Below are 19533 nucleotides of genomic sequence, written 5' to 3'. Positions count from 1 at the left end.
AAAATAATTGAATGAATATTCATTTTTTTAAGAAATTGACTCATTTTGTAACTATGAGCCAATTTTTTGTAAATTTTTTAGTAATCTAGCGGGTATTCTTTTGGAATAAGTGTGTTAACTGTATTTAATTTTTTCTTTAATTTAGAAAGTAGAATTGAATTAGCAAAAATATCTCCACATAGAATTATATCTTTGGCATTAAAATCACTTTGAATCTCAGTAACATTATCAGAAATAAAATCACATAATGATTCATAAAAAGAGTATGCTAATAAAGTGTTTTCAACATCTGCCATCTTGTAACTTAAAGTACTTTGGATGATTCTTCGATAATCTAAATAGTTTTTACCATCTATTTGCATAACTTTCATATCTATTTGAAGTCCACTTTTCCCTGCAAACATCAAAGCAGTATCTTCAAATTGTTTATAATCTTTCATTCCTAAACAATATGCAAGCATATTTAAAATAGCTTCAAATCCATCAGCATCTTTATCTATGAACTCTTTTTCAAAATATTTTGGAAATTTCTTTTCGTAATTATCAATTAATCTATTAGTATTTTCATCAATACTTCTAATATCTTCAAAACATTTTTCAATATTATTAACTACATTTGGAATTTCCACAATAGTTTTTTCTCCATGTTCTACACTATTTATTTTAATAGCTGATTCACAACTTGTATATGAAAAATATGCTCCAATTGTAGGGACTAGCCTTTTATTAAATTGTGCAATGCAAGCTTTATAAACAGAACCATACTCATCAAAATAGTCTTCACTTGAGTTAACTCTTCTTTTTAAGTCATAATCATATTTAGGGAAAAGCCCTTTTTCACCATGAATTATTATGTTTTGTTCTTCATTATATGTAACTTTTAAACCATCTTGGTAAACATCATCATTTACATAAAGTAAATAATCAATTCCTTTTTCTTTTAAAGCTTGTGAAAAGAGTAAGGTCTCTTTGTCATCTGCAATTTTTGCATAGATAAATCTTGTATTTGAAAATTCACCCTTTGCATTTTGTAGAAGTTTAAATTTCAACTTTACAAGTGGCCTTTCAATAGAACATAAAAGTTGTAAATCTTTTTGCGAAATATCTACTAGCTTTGAAATATTGTTTATATTTGTGATTAGAAGTTTTACCTCATAACCCTTTGATTCAAACTCTTCCCTTAACTTTGTAGAGGGTAAAAACAGATCTTTTAGTCCATTGTGCGTTTCAAATCTTGATACTCCACCAGACTTTATTTTATCAATATCATTTGAAAAATCAATATTATTTTCATTTATAGTTTTAGTAATTTCATCATTTGTAAGTAATGAAAGATTTAGTTTTACATCTTGTTCTTCTAACTCAGTAAAGGCATCAAAATCAAAGTTTTCTACAACTTGTGCATTTGATATAAATATTGATAAAGGTAAATTTTCTTCAAGAACTTTAAAAAATTCTTCAATTTTTTCTGGCTTATCTTCACAAACTAGAAGAATAAAGCCTCTATACATTTTACATGTAGCTTCTATTTTTGTTTTATTTATTAAATCATCAATAATATGTTTAAAATAAAAGTTTGTAGTATTAAAATCTATTTTATAAATTAATTCCATGTCGTATCTTCCTCATTAGGAATTCGTGTTAGATGTTCGCCATTATAGCTTCCAATTAACTCTTGTGCGATAGTTTTTAAATTTTTATTATCAACTTTTTCTATTTTTACACCAATATTCTCAATCTCTTCTAAAGCTTGAGAAATAAGACCATCAAACTTCTGCTCTAATGTTGAAGTTAAGCCTATTTCTACAGACTCTATATCTTCAGGAATAATACCTAAAATAGTAACTGTTGCATGTTTATCTAAAACAGAACATATTTCAAGCATCTCTACAATTTCTACTTCATGGGCTGTTTTTCTATATTGTCCCATTCCAAGTAAAACCTCTGAAGGAAGTCTATAAATAGACCCTGACTCATCTTCAACTGAAACAGTATCTAAAATAATAACATTATCGTATTCTTGAAAGTATGTCATTAATTTAAATCCTAAAGTTCCTCCATCAATAATCTCTAAACTATCATCAAATTTATAATTTTGCTGTAAAAACTTAGAAGCATAAATTCCCACTCCTTCATCTTTAAATAACACATTTCCAACCCCAATTACAATATTCTTCATAAAAATCCCTATTAAATTTAAAAACTTATACCAATCAAAACTATTAACTGTAATAAATTTTCATAAAAAAAGGCTATGACATTGTAGCCATAGCCCCTTAAAGTAAAAATAAAACTATCTTAGTCTTTTTTTTCTACTTCACCTTTAGAGTTAACAATATTTTTATTAACAAACTTTGTTCCACCAAATACAATATTGATGTCACCTTCTCTCCAAAAAATTGTTCTCCATATTTGATAATAAATATGACACATAACCCACATAAGAATTAAATACATGGCTGTGTGGTGAGCTATTCTAACTCCCATATTTCCACCAAATACAGTTAAAGTCCAATCAGTTGTAAGATGTAATATCCAAGGCCACCAAGCTCCAATAGAACTATGTCCAGATGCTAACCCATGAACATACATCTGAAGACCAGTTAATAACATAAAAACTAATAGAATATGAAATAGAGTAAAGAACATAATATTATATGAATCACTATACTCCGTATCAAACTTCTTTCTTCTATTGAATGTCATTAAGTTAAAGAACACTTCACAAAACTCAATAAAGTTTTTCTTTGTAGGTAAAATCTTTCTATAAGGCTTTTCAAACCTTGAAAAAAGATATAAATACCCAATTAAGATTGCTGTAACATCAAAAATAATTGCAGCGATGAAATGTCCCCATCTATTCCATGCCATAACATATTTATCTACTGCTGGATCAGCAATTAATGTTTGATAGTATGGATATCCAATATATAGCCCGGTTGCAACCGCAACAATCATACAAATAGCATTCGTCCAGTGAATGATTCGCATGATTGGGGTCATTCTTTCAACCCGCTTCATTTTAGGCACGGCATCCTCCTACAGGATCTACTTTATAAACTGCCAGTTCTTTTCCATTCGTATCTACAATATGAACTGCACAAGCAATACAAGGATCAAAACTATGCACTGTTCTAATAATTTCTAAAGGTTCATCAGGATTAACAACTTTGGTTCCAACTAAAGAAGCTTCATATGCTCCTAGTCTTCCTTTGTAATCTTTTGGTGCAGCATTCCAAGTTGAAGGAACAACTGCTTGATAGTTTACTACTTTTCCATCTTTTATTTTAACCCAGTGACCTAAACTACCTCTTGGTGCTTCAGCCATCCCAAATCCTTGAGCGTCTTTTGCTACTTTATCAAAATCAAATTCAGTCCAAGTAGATAAATCACCATTTGCAACATTAACAGCTAACTCATCACACCAGTTGATAACTTCTTCACACATTAACTCAGTTTCAATAGCCCTTGCAGCTGTTCTTCCTACAGTAGAGAAAAGAACTTTTGTAGGAAGGTTTCCATTTTTTAAGAACTTAGTTACGTGATCAGTGATTTTTTTATCACCTTTTGCAACACCAACAACCATTCTTGCTAATGGACCAACTTCCATTCTTTCATCATCATATAATGGAGATTTAATCCAAGAGTATTTATTGTCAGTATCTAAATAAGCAATACCATCTTTTTTCTCTCTAAATCCAGTATATTTAGGATTAGTAACACCATCATATGGGTGTTTATTTGTTGTACCTTCATACCAAGCATGAGTTACATCTTCTGTAATTTTTGTTTGGTCTAATTCATAAACTTTTGATAAGTCTTTATTCATTACTATACCTGATGGGAATAGCTTTGATGACTTATAAAATGGTAAATCATCTAAATTAAAATCACCATATGACATAAAGTTACCAATACCAGCACCAACACCTTCAAGTGCTTCATCAGCATACATTGTTCCTGCCATATATACATCTGGTAAATATGCTTCTTTTGTAAACTTAAGTGCTTTTTGAATAATATCTTTGAACTCAGCAACTCTTACTGGATTTTTAATATCTTGAACACAAGTTACTCCACCAACAACAATTGATTGTGGATGAGGGTTTTTACCACCAAAAATAGCCTGTGCTTTTGCTACTTCTCTTTGTAAGTCTAAAGCATCTAAATAGTGAGAAAGACCAATTAGATTTTGCTCAGGAGTTAACTTATATGCTTTACTTCCCCAATATGCATTTCCAAAAATTCCAAGTCTTCCTTGTTTTACATACTTCGTAACTCTTTCTTGAACTGCTGCATAATTATCTTCACTTGCATTCCAAGCTCTTTGACCTGAAAGTTTAGCCCATTTTTGTGCTTCTTCTACAGTTTTCTTTGGGTCTGCTTCTAAAGCTTTTGTAATATCTACCCAGTCAAGAGCATGTAAGTGATAGAAGTGAACAATATGGTCATGAATATATAATCCACCTTGCATTAGGTTTCTTACAATCCTTGCATTCTTTGGAATAGTTACATTAAATGCATGTTCAACAGCTTCAATACTTCTTTGATAGTGAGTTCCAGTACATACACCACAAATTCTCATAGCTAAAAGACCACAATCTCTTGGATCTCTACCTTTTAAAATTTCTTCAATACCTCTAAACATCGTTGATGAACTATAAGCTTCTTGAATAATATTGTTATCATCAATTACAGCTTCAATTCTAAGATGTCCTTCAATTCTTGTTATTGGATCTATTACTACATGTTTACTCATTATTATTCCTCATCTTCACTATGAACTGTTCTTTTCCCTGCAACCGCACTAGCAACTGCATGTACACCAATACCAATTGATGTAGCTGTTAATAACCCTAGACCAAACTCATCAACAGTTTTTTCTACTCCACCTGTAGGAGCTTTGATATTTGCATCTGCCATTGGTCTTTCATATGCATATTTATCCCAGAAGTCTGGTTCAGAACAACCGATACAACCACGACCTACACCAATTGGCCAGTTTGCACCTTCGTTATATCTAATAATAGAACAGTTATTAAATGTCATAGGTCCTTTACAACCCATTTTATATAGACACCAGTTATTTTTAGCACCTTCATCGCCCCACTCTTCTACATATTCACCTGCATCAAAGTGTGCTCTTCTCTCACAGTTATCGTGAATTCTATACCCAAATGCAAATTTAGGTCTTAATAAAGAGTCTAACTCAGGAACTTGACCTGTTAATACATAGTGTAATACTACACCAACCATATTTGCAGGATTTGCTGGACAGGCAGGAATATTAACAATTGGCTTACCTTTTACAATATCCATTACACCAACGGCACCTGTTGGATTTGGAGCAGCAGCTGGAATACCACCGAAGGTAGCACATGTACCAACTGCAACTACAGCAGCAGCATCTTTAGATAGTCTATTAAGATTCTCTTCAAAAGTTTCACCACCAGGACCAATTGTTCCATATTGACCATTCATTGCTTTTGGAATTGCACCTTCAACAAATAGTAAATATTTCCCTTTAAAAGTATGAATTGCATCTTCTAACTGATGTTCAGCTTGATGACCTGAAGCAGCTTGTAAAGTATGATGATACTCTAAAGATAGTACATCAAAAAGTAGATCATCTACAGTTGGAGTAGCTGATCTTAAAATAGCTTCTGAGTTACCAGCACAGTCTTGTAACTCAATCCATACAACAGGAACTCTATTCATTAGTTCTGTTGCTTCAGCAACTAAAGGAGTAAACATAGGAGGTAACATTAGTGTTGCAGTTGTTGCACTTGCCCACTTCATAAAATCTCTTCTATTTACACCTTCACTTTCTACAACCTCCATCAGATCAATATCTTTAAGTGCAGGTTGTTTTCTTAATGCTGATAACCTACTTTTTGCTTTTTCAAAAAGTGAATTATAATAAGCATCACCTTTATTTGTATCAATTCTAGCGGAATTTTGGGTAAAAACTTTTTTTACCATCTCTTGAGAATCAATCATCCCCTTCTCCTTTTAGGTTTTAAATGAATATTCATTTATTATCATTGTAAAATTAACTATTAATTACTTAATATAAAATTATTAAAAATGATTATTTTTGTTGAATTAGTAGCATAAACATAGCATTGATAAAATGAACGTTCATTTATATCGTTAATTGAGAATTATTAGTTCTAATAATACATAAGTGTTATAACGATTAAAGTTTTTTTTATTTTTTATTAATATGTTTCAAAGTGAAACAAAAATTAGTGAGTTGTACAAACAGAACAAACATCAAAACTTCTTAAAATCAACTTTGCTTTTTCTAAAGAGTCTATTCCTACTATTGCTTTTTGTGAAGTTGAAAGTTTATTATCAATCCCAGGTCCAAGGTTCCAAACAGTAGGTGTTATAACATCATATTTTGAAATAATTCCATTTTCAATTTCCACATCATGATATAAAGACCCCCTACAGGCTTCTACTGATGATTGACCAATACCGTAATGAAAGTCTTTTAGGGAAACTTTTGGTTTTATGAAAGATTCTTCATTTATATTTATTTGTTGAATCAACTCTTTTGTTTTAGAAAGTAAAAAGCCTAGTTCATCCATTCGTGCTAATACTCTTGTAAACATTGAATCATTATAATGTTTATGAATATCACTTACAAAACTTCTATTTTGAACTACGGCTCTTGAAAGAGGTCCTGTTTCATAAAAACTATTTGCATATAATGCAGTTTTTGACCAAGTATATGCTTCTTTTGATACTTTTGATTTGTCAATATCAAAACTATTTGTAGTAAACTCTTCTATGTTTTCATAATCAATATTTTTAGTTAATTTTCTACTTATTTTGCCTTTTTCAAAAGAAAGAGAATCTCCTAATACCAAATGTCTATTGTATGATTTTCCAATTTTTTCAAAACCATTTTCAAAAGAAATTGTAATAAAATCTTTTAAATCACCTTTTACTTTGTACAAGTCTTCACTTTTATTAAAACTAAGGTAAGTATCTAAATTAGTACCTATTAAACTATTTTCATAAAATCTAATTGCTTGGTCCATATAGTTTTGCATAGTTACTAAATCTAATAATGTAGGATCAGAAACTACTCCTCCTGGAACCATATATGAAGTATGAGGCCATTGTCCTGCAATAACAGCTAAAGACTTGATAGTTTCACTTGCAATACTTGAAGCTTCTAACCATTTTTTTCCTTTTAATGCAGAATACTCTTCTAAACTATTATTTGAAAACTTAACAATATCAGGCATAATAAACATATAAAACCACTTTATATGTGAATCAATAATTTCAATATTTAAACCTATCTCTCTAAGCAATTTTGCTTTGTTTGTTAGAGTTAATTCTTCATTATGATTTTTATAGATGTCTTCTATTGCTTCAACTGTTGCTTTTAAATGAGCTTGTCCACAAATACCACAAATTCTTGGAGTATAAACTAATGCATCTAAAATGGGTTTATCTTTTAATATAAACTCAAAACCTCTAAAATTTAAAAACTGTATCTTTACATCTGATATCTTTTCTTTATCCCATTGGCAAATAAGCTTTGCTTCGCCCTCTATTCTTTCTACTATATCTACAGTTTTCATTTAATAATCTTTTCATTCAATCTATCTATTTTAAAAGTCTTTGCAACACCAGCTAATGAAAGATATGCCCTTTTAGTAACTCCTAATGGCACTTCATCAGGAATTCCTATATTCTTTTTTGTTTCAAGCATATTATTTCTAGGGAAATCAAACTCAGTACAACCAATACATGGCATACCAGCTCTTGTTTTTGTATTTACATCATTCCAAAGTATTTTATTGCAATTTGAGTGAGTCATAGGACCTCGACATCCTTGTTCATAAAAAAGACATCCCTCTTTAAGTCCAAAGGATTTTGCTTCAACTTTCCACTCAAAATACTCATTTCTAGTACAACCATGGTGAGCTAAATAAGAGTAAATCTCTTTAGGTCTTCCTTTTTCATCTAAAGGAACTTTTTTATACTCTTTTAGAGAAAACAAAGTTTGAAATATCCACTCAGGATGAACAGGACAACCAGTTAGATTTATAATTGGATGGGTTAAATATGATATATCTGTTTCATCTAAAGCATCAGTTAAACCACAAATATCATCATTTTGTTCAAATTTTTGATGAACTCCTCCATACGAGGCACAAGAACCAATTGCTATTAAATACTTTGATTTTAAAACAAGCTTTTTTAAAGCTTCATTTATACCTTGGTCTGATATTTGAAAGAAATCTTTATTTGAAGTAATAGCACCTTCAACAAGTAAAAAGTCAATTTCATTTTTTTCTATTAATAAGTCATTTAATAAAGTATCAGTAGTTAAAGAAGGATGATAAACTAAGTCAAAACTATCTAAAAATAGTTTTAATCTGTTTGCATTTGCACTTAATAATGAGTGTGTATTGCCATTACATGTTATAGCTTGTAGCCAAACTATTTTTGGTTTTTTAATTTTATTATTCATTACCAAAAAACTACTTTCTAAAAAGAAGATAGTTTGTTAACTACCTTCTTTTAATTAATTTTGTTAACCTTCGTACTTTAAAGCTCTGTAGATATTTTCAGCAACGTCATCAGAGTAAAATGCTATATCTTTTTCTAAAACCTTTTCTCCTGAAAGAAAAGCAAAACCACCTAATGCTCCCATAATCATTGCAAAAGCAGGAAAGAACTCTTGTTGTCTAAACTCATTTTTAGCAGCTCCTTCATCAAGTAAAATCATTACTTCAGTTACAAATTCACTTACACATAAAAAACCTTCACAATCTTTATTAAATACTTCTCTATTTGATAAGTAAACCCTTAAAAAATATTCAATTACTTCTGGTGAATCTTGAACATTTTCTAAATATTTTCTTGTAAATAAAAAAACTTTATCCCTAGATGAAATTTCCATTTGATTAATTTCTCTTAAATCATTAGCTAAGATATTAGTTGAATACTTAATTGCAAACTTTGCTAATTCTTCTTTTGAAGAAAAGTAATTGTACATATTACCCACACTCATCTTCATAGCTTTTGCAATATCAGGAATAGTTGTATTATAAAAACCTTTTTGAGAAAAAAGCTTTAATGCATTTTCAATAATATTATTTTTTTTAGTCTCTTTTATAGTTGATATGATAAATCCTTAGAATTATTTTATTAATAATACAATATTTCTAATTAATAGTGAATGATTTTTCATAAAACAGTTTCCATTACATTTAAAATTACAATATTTCAGATAATATATTTTAATAATAAAAATCAAATATTTTAATAATAGAGTATTTATGCTAATATTTTAAAATTCTATTTACGAAAGGTTACCTTTGATTGATGTTGAAATAACATTTCTTTTGATTTTATTCTTTTTATTAATTGCAACTTTGTTACCCTTGCTTCAACATAGACATTGGACTGTTAGATTTTGGGAATTTCCTAGACTAATTCTTATATTTTCTTCATTTATATTACTATGTACAGAAATTATCTTCTTAGACTTGTCAAAAGAACTTTCTATATTTTTAATTATTGTTACAAGCGCTATTTTATTGTATCAAACAATATATATTGTTCCTTATACTATTTTCTATCCTAAAGAAGTTGAAAATACAACAGAAAGAAATAATTTAATAAAGATAATGACAGCAAATGTTTTAATGCACAATAAAAATACAAAAAAGTTTATTGAACTAATAAATAAATATGATCCTGATATTATTATTACTTTAGAAACAAACAAATGGTGGGAAGAAGAATTAGCTTCAATAGAATCAAAATATATATATAATGTAAAATGTCCTTTAGATAATCTTTATGGAATGCACCTTTATTCTAAATTCAAAATAGAGTTTTCTGAAATAAAATATTTAGTTGAAGATAAAGTACCTTCTATACACTCAGAAATAATTTTACCTTCAAAACAGAAAATCAAAGCATATTTTTTACATCCAAAACCTCCAAGTCCTACTGAAAATGAAAAATCTACTAATAGAGATGTTGAGTTAATAATATTAGCTAAAAGTTTAAATGAAAAAGAACTACCAGTAATAGTTACTGGAGATTTAAATGATGTTGCTTGGTCTAGATCTACAAAAACTTTCAAAAAGATCAGTAAACTTTTAGACCCAAGAGTTGGAAGAGGTATTTATAACACTTATAATGCGAAATATTGGTTTTTTAGATGGCCTTTAGACCATCTTTTTCATAGTAAACACTTTAAGGTAAATAAAATTGAAAGATTGCCTTACTATGGTTCTGATCATTTTGCCATTTTAACAAGTTTGGAATTATCTACTTTGCAAAAGAAAGAGATAACAACAAATGAGTATTAATAAAAAATATATAAAATATTTTCCAATTATTACAAGTTTTGTATTTATAATATTGATATTAATTTTATATTTTATAAATGATAGTTTTAAAAATAATATAAATGAATTATGGGAAGTTTTTAGTTCGGGGAATAAAGAAGAAATCACAAACCATATAAAATCATATGGTATCTGGGGTGCAATCATTTTAATTTTAATAATGATTTTTCAACTATTTTTAGTAGTATTCCCCTCTTGGCTACCTATGATAATTGCTGCTTTAGTATATGGTTTTATTCCTTCTGTTATAATAAGTCTAATTGGCGTATTTTTGGCTTCTACGTTGGCTTATGTTATAGGAAATACAATCAGTGAAAATACATTAAAAAAATATATAAGTAAAAAAAGTTTTGATAAATTAGATTTTTGGATAAATAATTATGGTTTCTTTAGTGTAATTATATTTAGAGTGTCTCCTTTTTTATCAAATGATGGAGTAAGTCTAATTGCAGGTGCTTTAAGTATGAACTATTTAAAATTTATCTTAGCAACTATTATTGGAATAACACCCTTAGCTGTAGCTATAGCATTTTTTTCAAGTAATATAAATGAACTAAAAGAAGGATTATCTTATATAAGTGGTATTGGAATTTTAATATATACTATATTTATATATTTTGATTATAAAAAAAGAAAAAATAACTAGGGAAAAGAAGATATAAAATATCTTCTTTTATACCTACCCTCTTGGCCCAAGAAAATACCAAGCAACTAAACCTATAAAAGGTAAGAATAAAATTATTAATATCCATATTGCTTTTCTTACTGTGGTAGCACCACTATTTACTATTTTAATTATTGCTATAATGTCTAAGAATAATAAAATAAATCCTAAAATTCCATTTACTTGTAAACTCAATTTTTATCCTTTATGTATTTTTTTAGTCATGTAGAGAAATATATTACAGTAAATAATATTAAGAAAGATAAAATTTTAAGAAGAAATAGTATTAAAATAAATAGTAAAAGACAAAAAGGTTTCCCTTTTTGCCTTTATTTAATATTATCTAGAAGTAACTAATGTAGTTAAATGTTCTTTAGATACTTGATTGAAGTTTAAGTATTTGTAAACTCCATCTTTATTTTGTTCAGTGATTTTCTTAGGTACGATTTCCATATACTCTTCTTTAGATGGTAATCTTCCTAAAAGTGCTGTAACTGCTGCAACTTCTGCTGATCCTAAGTAAACTTGAGAACCTTTTCCAAGTCTATTATCAAAGTTTCTTGTAGAAGTAGAGAATACTGCTGCACCTTCAGAAACAGAAGCTTGGTTACCCATACATAAAGAACATCCAGGGATTTCAAGTCTTGCACCTGCTGCTGCAAATGTAGCGTAGTATCCTTCTTCAACTAATTGAGCTTCATCCATTTTTGTTGGAGGAGCAACCCATAATTTAGTAGGAACTGCACCCTCACCTTTAAGAACTTCACCTAAAGCTCTGAATAATCCAATGTTAGTCATACAAGAACCAACGAATACTTCGTCAATTTTATGGATTCTATTTTCATCAGCTAAGATGTTTGTTAAAGTATCAACATCATCTGGATCATTTGGACAAGCTAAAATTGGCTCTGTAATTGTATTTAAGTCAATTTCTATTACAGCTTTGTACTCTGCATCTTCATCAGGCTGTAATAATTCAGGATTAGCAATCCATTCTTTCATTTTATCAGCTCTTCTTTGAAGAGTTCTTGCATCTTCATAACCTTCTTCAATCATTTTTTCGATTAAAGCAATATTTGAAGATAAGTATTCAATAATTGGTTCTTTGTCTAATTGAACAGAACAAGCTGCTGCTGATCTTTCTGCTGCTGCATCTGATAATTCGAATGCTTGTTCAACTTTAAGTTGTGGTAAACCTTGAATTTCAATAATTGTACCAGCAAAAATATTCTTTTTATTTTTCTTAGGAACAGTTAATAATCCATCTTGAATAGCTTGATATGGAATAGCATTTACTAAGTCTCTTAAAGTAATACCTGGTTGCATTTCACCTTTAAATCTTACAAGAACAGATTCTGGCATAGTTAAAGGCATCATCCCTGTAACTCCTGCAAATGCAATAAGACCAGAACCAGCTGGGAATGAGATACCAATTGGGAATCTTGTATGTGAATCTCCACCAGTACCTACTGTATCTGGTAAACAAAGTCTATTTAACCAAGAGTGAATAATTCCATCACCTGGCTTAAGTGTTACACCACCTCTTGAGTTGATGAAATCAGGTAAAGTATGTCTTAATTTAATGTCTGCTGGTTTTGGATAAGCAGCAGTGTGACAGAATGATTGCATAACCATATCAGCACCAAAGCTAAGTGCTGCTAGCTCTTTAATCTCATCTCTTGTCATAGGTCCAGTTGTATCTTGAGACCCAACAGTTGTAGCGATTGGTTCAACATACATACCTGGTCTAACACCTTCAAGACCACAAGCTTTTCCAACCATTTTTTGTGCTTGAGAATAACCTTTTCCAGAATCTGCTGGTTGCTCAGGTGCTAAGAACATATCAGAAGCTTCTAATCCTAATACTTCTCTTGCTTTTGCAGTTAATCCTTTACCAATAATTAAAGGAATTCTACCACCTGCTCTCATTTCATCAGTCATTGTATTCGGAGCTAATTTAAATTCAGAAACTACTTCACCATTTTTAAGAATTTGTCCAGCATATGGCTTAACAACAATTTCATCACCAGTTTCTAATTCATCAACTGGAGCTTCAATTGGTAAACATCCTGAATCTTCTGCAGTATTAAAGAAAATTGGAGCAATAATAGAACCAATTACAACACCACCAGTTCTCTTATTTGGTACACCTGGAATGTCTCTTCCCATGTGCCATTGAACAGAGTTAATACCTGATTTTCTTGAAGAACCCGTACCAACAACATCACCAACGTATGCTAAAGGGTTACCTTTTTGTCTTAACTCTTCCATTGTTTCTAATGGTTTTTCCATTCTTGATTGTAACATTGCAGTTGCGTGTAATGGAATATCAGGTCTTGTAAATGCAACAGTTGCAGGAGATAAATCATCTGTATTTGTTTCACCTGGAATTTTGTAAACAGTTAATTTGATTTCTTCTTTTAATGCTGGTTTATTAGTGAACCACTCAGCATTTGCCCATGATTCAATAACTTCTTTAGCTTTAGCATTTCCAGCATCCATTAAATCTTTTACATCATTGAATGCATCATATACTAAGATAGTATTTTTTAATTGTGTAGCAGCAATATCAGCTACTTCTTCAACTTTAAGTGCTTCAATTAATGGAGTTACATTGAATCCACCCATCATTTTTCCTAAGATTTCAACAGCTTCAGTCTTAGAAATAACAGAACATGCAACATTCCCTTGTACAATATCATTTAAAAAAGCAGCTTTTACGTATGCAGCTTCATCAACACCTGGGTTAATTTTGTTTTTAAATAATTCTAAGCAGTATTCTGCTTCTTCTACTGGATTAGCTTTTAATAATTCAACTAATTCTGCAGTTTGTTCAGCAGTTAATGGTAATGGTGGTAATCCACCTTCATTTAATCTTTCTTCAGTATGCGCTTTATAAGTAGCTAATAAACTCATATAGATCTCCTAATAAATTTGTAGCACTAGTATAGCATAATGTTTATTCTCTTTAATGTACAATTTCTGTTAAGCATTCGACAATTTTTTATTCTTGAAAAAAAAGTTACAAAAAGTAATAAAAAAAGCATTAAATGGCTATTTTATTGTCTATTCACATATCAATTGTTATTGAAGTTTAAGTAAAAAAGCTTTAATTTAATATTCTATGCTAATTTAAGGTACATTGGTGTACAATTATTGTACATATATTATTTAAAATATTTTTTTTAATTATCCTTAAATAATTAAAATAATATATAATTTTAATAAATTCTATTTATATATAAAGGATTAAGTTGCTAGAAAAATTAAAAGAAAAACTTTATAAACAAATTCCACTTACAAAATATATGCAAATAAATCCAAAAGAGATAAGAGAGAATAAATTAATTACAACAGCGCCAATAGAACCAAATATCAATGATAAAAAAACTGGTTTTGCAGGAAGCTTAAGTACTCTAGTTACCATTTCAGGATGGAGTGCTTGTTATTTACTTGTAGAAGAACAATTAGAGTTTAAAAATACAATGATAGCTGTAATTAAAAGTAATACTTCATATAGAGCTCCTGTGACAAAAGAGTTATATTGCGAAACTACTCTTCCAAATAAAGAAGAGATAGAAAGATTAAAGCAGAAACTTGATTCTAAAGGAAGTGCTTCTTTAAGAATCAAGTCTCAAATTATAGAAGATAAAAAAGTATGTGTTGACTTTGAAGGTATTTATGTAATTAAGATTTAAATATATAGTTTTTAATAAGTCTTAAATACTGTTTTGAACTAATTATTGAACCTAATATAATCAAAATACAAGCAATTGCAATTGTAGTTGTCATATTTGAAATGCCAACTAAAACTAATAATAAGGTTGATAACAAGGGAGCTAAATAAGCAAGTGAACCTAAAATTTTAATATCTCCATTTTTTAAAGCAAAATCCCATAAATAAAAAGCTCCACCAACAGGTCCAAGCCCTAAAATAAGTGCAGATATAAACTCAGTAAAAGATGGCATATATATTTGTTCAAATATTAAATGCGCAATAAAAGACAATATAGCAGTTAAAAGACAAAATCCAGTAACAGCAAAAGTTGGTACATGAGTTAATGTTTTTGAAATCACAGAATAAGAAGACCAAAGAAGCGCTGCAATTAAAGCAAAAGTATAACCTAAAGTATATTTTGCATCAAACTCTAAACTTCCATCTTTTAATACTAATAAAAATGCTCCACTAAGTGCTAATATTGTCCCTACTATATGAAACCATTTTAATCTTTCATTTGGTAAAAAAGCAGAGAAAACAACAATTAATAAAGGCCATAAATAGTTAATGAGGTTTGCTTCAACTGCTGGTGCATTTTTAATAGCTAAAAAATAGAAAAAATGATATCCAAATAAGCCAATTACTCCAATAAAATAGGCCTTTAAGGGTACATTTAATAACTCAGTTAATTTTCTTCTTTGTTTTTTTAACATTAATAACCCTATAACAGAAGCTACTGAAAAAGAGATTGTTAATAATAAAAAAGCAGGAATTTTTCCTGAATAAACAGTAAATAATGCCAGTGATGCCCACAATAGAATAGTTATAAGACCTAAAATATTTCCTAACGTATGATTCATTTAATAAATATCCCCTAAATAAAAAAATAATTCTACTCTAATTTTCTTAAAATAATTTTCTTTTTGATAAAATAACACATAAAAGGAGATAAGGTGAGAATAAAACAGATAGTTTCAATACTTTTTTTAGCATTATTAATTGTTGGCTGTACCAGTAAAACACCATATACTAATAGAAGTCAAATGATATTAATCTCTGATGAAAAAGAGTTAGCATTAGGTGAGCAAAGTTATGAAAAAACCTTAAAAGAATCAAAAGTTATAAAAAATACAAAAGATTCAAATAGAGTAAAAGAGATTGGTAAAAAAATAGCAAAAGTAGCTAATAAAAATTATGATTGGGAATTTAACCTAATTGAAAATAAAGCTAAAAATGCTTTTTGTTTACCTGGAGGGAAAGTTGTTGTTTATACCGGTATTTTAGAAGTTGCTAAAAATGATGACCAACTTGCAACAGTTATTTCCCATGAAATTGCCCATGCTCTTGCTAGGCATGGAGCAGAGAGAATAAGTACAAATATGGTTTCACAAGGTATTCAAATTTTAGGAAATATTGCAATTGCAAGTCAAGCACCAGAATACACAAAATCTTTTAATATTGCATATGGTTTAGGTTCTCAATATGGAGTTTTAATGCCCTATGGCAGAATGCAAGAAAATGAAGCAGATGAAATAGGAATTTATCTTATGCACAAAGCAGGATATGATTTAAATGAAGCTGTAAAATTTTGGGAGAATATGAATGAAGGTAAAAAAGATACTATTGAGTTTCTTTCTACCCACCCTAGTTCAAAAACTAGAATTACTAAAATTAAAAATATAATAAAAAATATAAAAATAAAAAAATAACATAGTTAAACTATGTTATTTTTTACTCCATATTAGTAAATACTGCTTGAACATCATCGTCATCTTCAAGCTTCTCTAATAGTTTTCCAATCTCTTCTTGTTGTTCTTCTGTAAATGTTTGAGGATTGTTTGAAATTCTTTTTAACTCAGCTTTTTTAAGTTCAATACCAAGCTCTTCAAATTTTGTACTCATATTACCAAAATCAGTATAATCTGCAAGTGCAATACAAAGTCCATCCTCTTCTTCAAGCTCTTCAAGACCAGAATCAATAAGTTCTAACTCTAACTCTTCTAAATCCATATCTGGCATATCAAACTCAAAAATTGCACGTCTATCAAACATAAATTCTAAAGAACCAGTTGGAACAACTTGACCGCCATTTTTATTAAAATGCATTTTTACATTTGCAACAGTTCTTGTATTATTATCAGTTGCACACTCTACAAAAATAAGAACACCATGAGGTCCCTTACCTTCGAAGTTAACATCTGTATAGTTTTTTGCATCTTTTCCTGTAGCTCTTTTAATGGCTGCTTCAATATTTGCTTTTGGTAAGTTTTGCGCTTTTGCATTAAGAATAGCTGTTCTTAATGCTGGGTTCATTTCAGGATCACCACCTCCTGCTTTTGCTGCAATTTCGATTGCTTTTGCTAGTTTTGGGAAAACTCTTGACATATTTCCCCATCTTTTCATTTTTGCTGCTTTTCGATATTCAAAGGCTCTACCCATAAAAACTCCATAAACTTTAATTTTTGCGTATTATACCCTTTTTGTTATAATAGCTTTATAAGATAGTAATAATATTTTTTTGATAAGATTATTTCATGAAAAAAATACTTTTACTTTTATTTATAATAAATCAATTCCTATTTGCTATTGAAGTTTCTTCAAAAAAAGTAGAAAATGCAAATACTATTTTCCTTAAGATTGTTAAAAAGAATATCAAAAACCCTAAATTAACTCTAGATAAACATAATATCAACTTTTTTGCCTTTCCAAATGAAAAAAATAGTTATTATGCTTTAATTCCAATCTCTTATTACAAAAAACTTAAAAAATATAAAATAATAATTTCCTATATTGAAGATAGAAAAAAGGTTTTTAAAGGTATTCCTATTGAAGTAATTGATGGAAACTATAAAAGTGAAGTTATAAATGTAGATAGTTCGAAAGTTATTTTAAGTAAAAAAAATAAACAACGCGTTTCTAAAGAATATGAAGAAGCAATGAAAATATATAAAACAACAACTCCTAAATTATATATAAAAGATAAGTTTATATATCCACTTGAAACTAAGATTACAAGTGATTTTGGCAAAAAAAGAGTTTATAATGGAAGTTTAAAATCATACCACAGTGGAACAGATTATAGAGCAAAAGTAGGTACAAAAATAAAAGCAATTAATAATGGAAAAGTTGTCATTGCAAAACACAGATTTTATGCTGGAAACTCTATTGTAATTGATCATGGAAATGGTATCTACTCTGGTTACTACCACTTAAGTAAAATGAATTATAAAAAAGGTGATTACATAAAAAAAGGAGAAATCCTTGGATTAAGTGGAAATACAGGAAGAGTTACAGGACCTCATTTACACTTTTCCTTTAGAATACATGGTATTCAAGTAGATCCGTTACAAGCTATAAGTTTACTTAATAACTATTTATAATATTAAGCTTTTTTTATAATATTTTTAGCTATTCTATCTTTCTTTACACACACACAAGGAAAAGTTAAAATGAAAAAGTTAATTATACTTTTTTTAATGGTTGTTAGCATTAGTTTTGCTCAAGAATTAGAAAAAGATGATTTAAACGATGAATTTAGTGAATTCACTACTCCTAAAGAGAGTTTTGATCCACTTGCAGGATATAATCGTGCAATGACATCTTTTAATCATTATATTTATTTAAATGTATTAGAACCCACTGCAGATGGATATGCAAAGGTTGTACCAAAGGTTGCTAGAACTGGTATTTCAAACTTTATTGATAATATTAAATTTCCAATTAGATTTGTAAACAATATTCTTCAATTGAAATTTGACTATGCACTGGAAGAATTAGGTAGATTTGCAATAAATTCTACTGTTGGTATAGCTGGATTAATGGATCCTGCAACAAAAATGAATTTAAAGCAAAGAGATGAAGATTTTGGTCAAACCCTTGGTTTTTATGGTGCAGGTGAAGGATTCCATTTAGTACTACCATTTTTAGGCCCATCAAACCTAAGAGATACTTTTGGTTTAGTTGCCGATGGTTATATATCTCCATTAACAGATACAGGTTCATTAGACTACAAAATACCAAATAGAACAGAAAAAACTATAGGAATTCAAACAGTAAATATTGTAAATAATATCTCTTTAAACCAAGGAAGATATGAAGCATTTACAAAAGATGCAATAGACTTGTATTCATTACTTAAAAATGCATACAATCAAAGAAGAGAAAAAGAAATTAAGGAATAATCGATGTTAAAAAAATATTTTCTAGTATTTCTAATTTCTGCAACATTACTATTCGCAGTAAATAAAGAAGAGATAGAACCATATATGGTTAAACAAGTAAATGAAGTACTTTCTATTTTAAAAAATGATCAGATAAAAAAAGAAGATAAAAATGAAAAGATAGTTTCTATAATGGACCCTATCTTTGATTATACTTTAATGGCTAGATTATCATTGGGAAAAGAATGGAATACTCTTTCAAGTGGAAAAAAAGAAGAGTTTACAACTTTATTTACTAAAGTTTTAAAAAACTCATATTTACATAAACTTGATTTATATACAAATCAAAAAATCAAGTTTCTTGGAATAGAAGAACCAAAGAAAAATAGAGTAGTACTTAATACTGTACTTATTGGAGAAAAAGAGAATTTTGATATCAACTATAAATTTTATCAAAAAGAAGAAAATGAATGGAAGATTTATGATATCAATCTACTTGGAGTAAGTATTATTCAAACTTACAGACAACAATTTGCAGGATTTTTAAAAGATAAATCTTTAGATGAACTATTCAAAAACTTAAATAGTAAAAAATAG

General features: G+C 29.0%; 19 protein-coding genes. 7 read left to right on the top strand and 12 right to left on the bottom strand.

The features are described 5' to 3' along the window. Nucleotides 1-77: 77 nt before the first annotated feature. The 8 genes from CRV01_RS09860 to CRV01_RS09825 all read right to left on the bottom strand — a co-directional run bounded on the left by CRV01_RS09860 (nucleotide 78) and on the right by CRV01_RS09825 (nucleotide 9121). On the bottom strand, nucleotides 78-1613 hold the full coding sequence (locus tag CRV01_RS09860) for a hypothetical protein (protein ID WP_129008038.1): 1536 nt from the start codon (nucleotides 1611-1613) through the stop codon (nucleotides 78-80). Continuing rightward, complete coding sequence (locus CRV01_RS09855) at nucleotides 1604-2179, bottom strand: HyaD/HybD family hydrogenase maturation endopeptidase (RefSeq protein WP_129008037.1); 576 nt, start codon at nucleotides 2177-2179, stop codon at nucleotides 1604-1606. The genes CRV01_RS09860 and CRV01_RS09855 overlap by 10 nt, the downstream gene beginning before the upstream one ends. Before the next feature lie 119 nt (nucleotides 2180-2298). Then, nucleotides 2299-3021, bottom strand: coding sequence for a cytochrome b/b6 domain-containing protein (locus CRV01_RS09850; RefSeq protein WP_129008036.1), 723 nt, complete (start codon nucleotides 3019-3021; stop codon nucleotides 2299-2301). Between the two features lies 1 nt (nucleotide 3022). Beyond that, on the bottom strand, nucleotides 3023-4759 hold the full coding sequence (locus CRV01_RS09845; RefSeq protein WP_258238385.1) for a nickel-dependent hydrogenase large subunit: 1737 nt from the start codon (nucleotides 4757-4759) through the stop codon (nucleotides 3023-3025). Between the two features lie 2 nt (nucleotides 4760-4761). Next, on the bottom strand, nucleotides 4762-6000 hold the full coding sequence (locus CRV01_RS09840; protein WP_129008034.1) for a hydrogenase small subunit: 1239 nt from the start codon (nucleotides 5998-6000) through the stop codon (nucleotides 4762-4764). 248 nt (nucleotides 6001-6248) lie between these two features. Beyond that, the gene (locus tag CRV01_RS09835) at nucleotides 6249-7604 is read right to left on the bottom strand and encodes a nickel-dependent hydrogenase large subunit (protein ID WP_129008033.1); all 1356 of its coding nucleotides are present in this window, start codon (nucleotides 7602-7604) and stop codon (nucleotides 6249-6251) included. Beyond that, complete coding sequence (locus CRV01_RS09830; RefSeq protein WP_129008032.1) at nucleotides 7601-8500, bottom strand: Ni/Fe hydrogenase; 900 nt, start codon at nucleotides 8498-8500, stop codon at nucleotides 7601-7603. Before CRV01_RS09830 ends, CRV01_RS09835 begins: the two co-directional genes overlap by 4 nt. 63 nt (nucleotides 8501-8563) lie before the next feature. Further along, nucleotides 8564-9121, bottom strand: coding sequence for a TetR/AcrR family transcriptional regulator (locus tag CRV01_RS09825; protein WP_309109214.1), 558 nt, complete (start codon nucleotides 9119-9121; stop codon nucleotides 8564-8566). Between the two features lie 229 nt (nucleotides 9122-9350). Between CRV01_RS09825 and CRV01_RS09820 the strand changes: the two genes are divergently transcribed. Further along, nucleotides 9351-10355, top strand: coding sequence for an endonuclease/exonuclease/phosphatase family protein (locus CRV01_RS09820; protein ID WP_129008030.1), 1005 nt, complete (start codon nucleotides 9351-9353; stop codon nucleotides 10353-10355). Continuing rightward, nucleotides 10345-11040 carry a TVP38/TMEM64 family protein gene (locus CRV01_RS09815; protein WP_129008029.1) on the top strand — a complete coding sequence of 232 codons (696 nt, stop codon included), beginning with the start codon at nucleotides 10345-10347 and terminating at the stop codon, nucleotides 11038-11040. Before CRV01_RS09820 ends, CRV01_RS09815 begins: the two co-directional genes overlap by 11 nt. 33 nt (nucleotides 11041-11073) lie before the next feature. Here the strand turns inward: CRV01_RS09815 and CRV01_RS09810 are convergent, their stop codons facing one another. Together CRV01_RS09810 and CRV01_RS09805 are read right to left on the bottom strand one after the other, a co-directional pair. Next, complete coding sequence (locus CRV01_RS09810) at nucleotides 11074-11253, bottom strand: PLDc N-terminal domain-containing protein (RefSeq protein ID WP_129008028.1); 180 nt, start codon at nucleotides 11251-11253, stop codon at nucleotides 11074-11076. 144 nt (nucleotides 11254-11397) lie between these two features. Beyond that, nucleotides 11398-13974, bottom strand: coding sequence for a bifunctional aconitate hydratase 2/2-methylisocitrate dehydratase (locus CRV01_RS09805; RefSeq protein ID WP_129008027.1), 2577 nt, complete (start codon nucleotides 13972-13974; stop codon nucleotides 11398-11400). Nucleotides 13975-14312: 338 nt separating this feature from the next. Between CRV01_RS09805 and CRV01_RS09800 the strand changes: the two genes are divergently transcribed. Next, nucleotides 14313-14756 carry a YiiD C-terminal domain-containing protein gene (locus tag CRV01_RS09800; RefSeq protein ID WP_129008026.1) on the top strand — a complete coding sequence of 148 codons (444 nt, stop codon included), beginning with the start codon at nucleotides 14313-14315 and terminating at the stop codon, nucleotides 14754-14756. On the opposite strand, the gene CRV01_RS09795 is transcribed toward CRV01_RS09800, so the two are convergent. Continuing rightward, nucleotides 14746-15636, bottom strand: coding sequence for a DMT family transporter (locus CRV01_RS09795; protein ID WP_129008025.1), 891 nt, complete (start codon nucleotides 15634-15636; stop codon nucleotides 14746-14748). The genes CRV01_RS09800 and CRV01_RS09795 overlap by 11 nt on opposite strands. 93 nt (nucleotides 15637-15729) lie before the next feature. Between CRV01_RS09795 and CRV01_RS09790 the strand changes: the two genes are divergently transcribed. Continuing rightward, the gene (locus tag CRV01_RS09790) at nucleotides 15730-16485 is read left to right on the top strand and encodes a M48 family metallopeptidase (RefSeq protein ID WP_258238384.1); all 756 of its coding nucleotides are present in this window, start codon (nucleotides 15730-15732) and stop codon (nucleotides 16483-16485) included. A 22-nt stretch (nucleotides 16486-16507) separates the two neighbouring features. Here CRV01_RS09790 and CRV01_RS09785 read toward each other — a convergent pair whose 3' ends face one another. Further along, nucleotides 16508-17215, bottom strand: coding sequence for a YebC/PmpR family DNA-binding transcriptional regulator (locus CRV01_RS09785; RefSeq protein ID WP_129008024.1), 708 nt, complete (start codon nucleotides 17213-17215; stop codon nucleotides 16508-16510). 95 nt (nucleotides 17216-17310) lie between these two features. Here CRV01_RS09785 and CRV01_RS09780 point away from each other — a divergent pair, with 95 nt between their 5' ends. The 3 genes from CRV01_RS09780 (at nucleotide 17311) to CRV01_RS09770 (ending at nucleotide 19533) form a co-directional block, all read left to right on the top strand. Further along, nucleotides 17311-18156: a M23 family metallopeptidase gene (locus CRV01_RS09780; RefSeq protein WP_129008023.1), complete on the top strand. Its 846-nt coding sequence runs from the start codon at nucleotides 17311-17313 to the stop codon at nucleotides 18154-18156. A 69-nt stretch (nucleotides 18157-18225) separates the two neighbouring features. Next, on the top strand, nucleotides 18226-18957 hold the full coding sequence (locus CRV01_RS09775) for a VacJ family lipoprotein (protein WP_129008022.1): 732 nt from the start codon (nucleotides 18226-18228) through the stop codon (nucleotides 18955-18957). Nucleotides 18958-18960: 3 nt separating this feature from the next. Then, nucleotides 18961-19533, top strand: coding sequence for a phospholipid-binding protein MlaC (locus CRV01_RS09770; protein ID WP_129008021.1), 573 nt, complete (start codon nucleotides 18961-18963; stop codon nucleotides 19531-19533).

The sequence above is a fragment of the Arcobacter sp. CECT 8983 genome (assembly GCF_004118855.1).
Classification (GTDB): Bacteria; Campylobacterota; Campylobacteria; order Campylobacterales; family Arcobacteraceae; genus Halarcobacter.
The sequence above is the reverse complement of the archived record's forward strand: the minus strand, read 5'-3'. Positions and strand labels throughout refer to the sequence as shown.

Coding starts and splice junctions, on each gene's coding strand:
- CRV01_RS09830 (WP_129008032.1), bottom strand. CDS start 8,500: ATGAATAATAAAATTAAAAAACCAAAAATAGTTTGGCTACAAGCTATA.
- CRV01_RS09770 (WP_129008021.1), top strand. CDS start 18,961: ATGTTAAAAAAATATTTTCTAGTATTTCTAATTTCTGCAACATTACTA.
- CRV01_RS09845 (WP_258238385.1), bottom strand. CDS start 4,759: ATGAGTAAACATGTAGTAATAGATCCAATAACAAGAATTGAAGGACAT.
- CRV01_RS09840 (WP_129008034.1), bottom strand. CDS start 6,000: ATGATTGATTCTCAAGAGATGGTAAAAAAAGTTTTTACCCAAAATTCC.
- CRV01_RS09860 (WP_129008038.1), bottom strand. CDS start 1,613: ATGGAATTAATTTATAAAATAGATTTTAATACTACAAACTTTTATTTT.
- CRV01_RS09850 (WP_129008036.1), bottom strand. CDS start 3,021: ATGAAGCGGGTTGAAAGAATGACCCCAATCATGCGAATCATTCACTGG.
- CRV01_RS09780 (WP_129008023.1), top strand. CDS start 17,311: ATGAAAAAAATACTTTTACTTTTATTTATAATAAATCAATTCCTATTT.
- CRV01_RS09795 (WP_129008025.1), bottom strand. CDS start 15,636: ATGAATCATACGTTAGGAAATATTTTAGGTCTTATAACTATTCTATTG.
- CRV01_RS09835 (WP_129008033.1), bottom strand. CDS start 7,604: ATGAAAACTGTAGATATAGTAGAAAGAATAGAGGGCGAAGCAAAGCTT.
- CRV01_RS09815 (WP_129008029.1), top strand. CDS start 10,345: ATGAGTATTAATAAAAAATATATAAAATATTTTCCAATTATTACAAGT.
- CRV01_RS09805 (WP_129008027.1), bottom strand. CDS start 13,974: ATGAGTTTATTAGCTACTTATAAAGCGCATACTGAAGAAAGATTAAAT.
- CRV01_RS09785 (WP_129008024.1), bottom strand. CDS start 17,215: ATGGGTAGAGCCTTTGAATATCGAAAAGCAGCAAAAATGAAAAGATGG.
- CRV01_RS09855 (WP_129008037.1), bottom strand. CDS start 2,179: ATGAAGAATATTGTAATTGGGGTTGGAAATGTGTTATTTAAAGATGAA.
- CRV01_RS09775 (WP_129008022.1), top strand. CDS start 18,226: ATGAAAAAGTTAATTATACTTTTTTTAATGGTTGTTAGCATTAGTTTT.